We start from the raw sequence: 3,773 nt of genomic DNA on the forward strand, positions 1-3,773 counted from the left end.
GATCATGACCGCCACCACCCCCGACGACCTCAACCGCGCGTGGGCCGACGCCTTCAACGCCGCCGACCTGCCCCGCCTCATGGAGTTCTACGAGCCCGACGCGGTCCTCGTCCCCGGCCCCGGCGCCGACCCCCTCCGGGGCCACGACGCCATCGAGGCCGCGCTGAAGGAGTTCCTCGCCCTCGGCGGCCGGCTCCGGTTCACCCCGCGCCACTGGCTGGTCGCGGGCGAACTGGCCCTCGGCAGCATCGCCTTCGTCATGGACGACGGCCACGACGGCGACGGCGTGCCCGTCGACCTCCGGGGCACCACCGCCGAGGTCGTGCGCCGCCAGGCCGACGGGACCTGGAAGTACGTCATCGACCACCCCTTCGGCGGCGGCGCCTGACGGACCGCACGACGATCAGGAGGGCAGGTAGGGCGGGGCCACGCCCCAGCCCCACTCCGGGACGGGCGCCTGTTCGACGACGTCGGCGCCGGGCTGCGAGTTGTGCATCGCCAGCCGCGTGCCCCACTCCACGTAGCCGACGAAGGCGGCGCGGAACTCGGGGTCGGCGGGCAGCCCGGCGTCGTCGGCGGCCCGGCTCATCGTCTCGGCGAAGCGACGGCGCTGCTCCGCGGTGATCCCGAGATCGCGGTGGTGGGCGAGCATCCGCTCGTAGCCGCCGAGGGAGGCGGTGTACTCGGCGGGACCGCCGAACACCTCGCACCACCACAGCGTGACGTGGGCGCGGTGCTCCTCCGAGACCCCGCCGGGGAAGAGCGGGCTCAGCAGGTCGTCGCGCTCCACCCGGTCGTAGAACGCGTCGATGAGGCGCCGGAGAGCCTGTCGCTCCCCTGCCCACTCATAGAGCGTCGGTGTCATTGCAACACTGTAAGCATCCGCCGTCCGTGCTGGTAGGTCCGCTGCTGCCGTGACCGCTCAGCCGAGCCCGGCCCGGCGGGCCCGCTCGACGGCCTGGGCGCGGCCCTCGACGTGCAGCTTCGCGAACACCGCCGACGCGTGGTTGGTGACCGTCTTCGGGGCCAGCCCGAGCCGGGAGCCGATGGCGGCCGTGGTCAGTCCGGCGGCGAGGAGCTCGAGGACCTCGCGCTCGCGGGCGGTGAGCTCGGGGAACGGCTCGGGGGTCGCCGAGCGGCCGCCGAGCTGGGTGAGCACCCGGCGCGCGATGCCCGGGCCGAAGATCGCCTCCCCGGCGGCGACGGCACGGATGGCCCGCACGATCTCGTCCTGCGCGGCCCCCTTGAGCACGTAGCCGGCCGCGCCCGCGCGGAGGGCGGCGAAGACCGAGTCGTCGTCGTCGAACATCGTCAGGACCAGCACGGCGACGTCGGGGGCGGCGCGCGCGAGCTCGCGGGCGACCCCGACGCCGTCGAGCTCGGGCATCTGGATGTCGAGCACGAGGACGTCGGGACGCAGGGTGACGACGGTGCGCACCGCCTGCCGTCCGGTGGCCGCGGTCCCGACGACGTCGATGCCGGCCACCGAGGACAGCAGCGCCGCGAGGCCGTCCCGCACGACGGGGTGGTCGTCGGCGAGGACCACCCGGACCGACGCGCTCACCGGGCCGGCTCCGCGACGGGCACCGGGGCCGTCGTCGGGGCCGTCACCCCGGCCGGCAACCACGCCCGCACCCGCCCGCCGCCCCCCGGACGGGGACCCGCCTCGAGCCGCCCGCCCACCTCGTCGGCGCGCTCCCGCATCGCGGTCAGGCCGACACCCGGGACCCAGGCCGCCGCGCCCGCACCGTCGTCGGTCACCGTGACCTCCAGCCCCCGGTCCGCGACGGCGAGGCCGACGACGACCCGCGTGGGCCGCGCGTGGCGCACGGCGTTGACGACCCCCTCGGTGGCGATGCGGTAGGCGGCGGCCTCGACGGCGGCGGGCAGGTCCGGCAGTGTCCCGGGGTGCTCGAGGGCGACCACCCCGTCGGCGGCGGCCTCGAAGTGCCGCGCCAGAGCGCCGACCAGACCGAGCTCGTCGAGCGAGGGCGGGCGCAGCGCGCGCACCAGCCGCCGCACGTCCTCGATCGCCTCGGCCACCTCCCCGCGCAGCGTGGCCAGCAGGTCGGTGGCGCGCTCCGGGTCGGTGGGCACGAGGTTGCGGGCGGCGTCGGCGCGGTAGCCGATGCCGGTCAGGACCGGGCCGAGTCCGTCGTGCAGGTCGCGGCGCAGCCGGCGCCGCTCCTCCTCGCGGGCGGCGACGATCGCGGTGCGGGAGGTGGCGACGTCGTCCGCGAGCGCCCGGGCGTGGACGGCCGCGGCCAGCGGGGCGGCGAGCAGTTCCAGGGCGGCGCGGTCCGGGCGGTCGAGCGCGCGCTGGCCCCGCCGCACGCCCACGACCAGCTCGCCGACGTCCGCCCCGCCGTAGTGCAGCGGCAGGCGCTCGTGGCCCGCGTCGAGGGCCTCGTCGTCCCCCGGGCGTCGGCTCCACGCCACCTCGGGGCGCCCGGGGGCCGCGACCGCCACCGACGGCAGGCGCAACGCCTCGCCGATCGCCGCGAGCACGTCGCGCTCCTCCCCCACCGCGAGCTGCTCGCCCAGGCGCGACACCGCCCGGAGCGGGTCCCCCCGGTCGCCGTAGAAGGCCCGGTCGACGAGCCGTTGCAGCCGGGCGCGGACCGGGATGGCCACCAGCACGACCACCACGGTCGCCACCGCCGACGTCGCGGACCCGGCCTGGCGTCGCAGCACGAGCTCGAGCAGCGCGACCAGCCCGAGCCAGACGCCCAGGACCCCCGCGCTGAGCAGCACGTAGAGCACGGCCCGGGAGACCACGAGCCGGATGTCGAGCAGCTGGTGGCGCAGGATCGCGATGGTGATCGACACCGGGATCAGCGTGATCACCAGCAGGTTCAGGATCGGGAGCCCGATCGGCGCCGGCCCCCAGAGCGTGATGTCGACGACGACGACGAGCACGGCCAGCACCAGCCACAGCAGCTGGCGCCGGGTGCGCTCGTCCCCCCGGCGGTAGCGCGTGATCAGTGAGGCCAGCACGCCGACGAGGACCAGCACGAAACCCCACTCGGCCAGCGCCGAGACCACGCTCCAGACAGCGTCGTCGAGCCGCACCCACCCGTGCAGCGAGCCGTCCGGGCCGAGGCCGGCCGGGTCGGTGCCGTTCTCCAGGACGAAGAGGGTCGCGACGACGAGCAGTACGCCGCCGAAGGGACGCCACCTCGGACCGGGCAGTCGCCCGGTCGGGAAGAGCAGCAGCGCCGCGGGGAGGCAGAAGCCGATCGCGCACGGCCACGCGAAGGAGAAGACGGTGGCGAGACCGCGGGCGGCCGACTCCGACCAGCCCCGGGCGAGCGCCGCGAGGACGAGCGGGGCGACGGCCGCCGAGAGGGACTGCAGCACCCCGCCGGCGGCGAGCAGCCAGCCGATCGGGTTGCGCGGGCGGTGCCACGCGAGCAGGAGCCCGCTGAGCGAGCCGGCCAGCCCGATGGCGGAGTTGGTCACGACGTAGGCGCCCACCGCGTCGGCGAACGACATGCCCGCCATCGCGGCGCCCACGACCGCCGCGGCCACCTCGACGAGCACCAGGGCGAACAGCAGGCCGGCCGCGGCCGCCGTCGTCCGGGTCCGGCCGTGGCCCCCCCGCTCGATACCCGCCACCCCGGTAGCGTCGCAGGTCAGCGGCCCGAAGTCCCGGGTCCGCGTCCCGGGTGCGGCCGGGAGGACGCCCGGTCGGCCGGGCACCTCCGGCCCTCCCGTGCGGGAGCACGACGCGGCCACCGTCGTCGGCATGAACGAATCGACCTCCGCCCCCG

4 protein-coding genes are annotated in these 3,773 nt (G+C 76.5%); 1 reads left to right on the forward strand and 3 read right to left on the reverse strand.

Going from position 1 to position 3,773, the window contains the following annotated elements; genetic code table 11:
* A partial coding sequence (locus AC0CYZ_RS29585; RefSeq protein WP_472221693.1) for a YybH family protein occupies positions 1 to 388 on the forward strand: 388 nt, incomplete at its 5' end.
* Positions 389 to 403: 15 nt separating this feature from the next.
* On the opposite strand, the gene AC0CYZ_RS29590 is transcribed toward AC0CYZ_RS29585, so the two are convergent.
* From AC0CYZ_RS29590 to AC0CYZ_RS29600, 3 genes are all read right to left on the reverse strand, one after another.
* Positions 404 to 865: a group II truncated hemoglobin gene (locus AC0CYZ_RS29590; RefSeq protein WP_472221694.1), complete on the reverse strand. Its 462-nt coding sequence runs from the start codon at positions 863 to 865 to the stop codon at positions 404 to 406.
* 57 nt (positions 866 to 922) lie between these two features.
* Positions 923 to 1,564, reverse strand: coding sequence for a response regulator transcription factor (locus AC0CYZ_RS29595; RefSeq protein ID WP_472221695.1), 642 nt, complete (start codon positions 1,562 to 1,564; stop codon positions 923 to 925).
* The coding region (locus AC0CYZ_RS29600) for a sensor histidine kinase (protein ID WP_472221696.1) at positions 1,561 to 3,773 on the reverse strand (2,213 nt) is incomplete at its 5' end. The genes AC0CYZ_RS29600 and AC0CYZ_RS29595, both read right to left, overlap by 4 nt.

The sequence above is a fragment of the Actinomycetospora sp. genome (assembly GCF_055612215.1).

Bases quoted from the DNA above. Each gene is read 5' to 3' on its own strand.
- AC0CYZ_RS29590 (WP_472221694.1), bottom strand. From the start codon at position 865: ATGACACCGACGCTCTATGAGTGGGCAGGGGAGCGACAGGCTCTCCGG.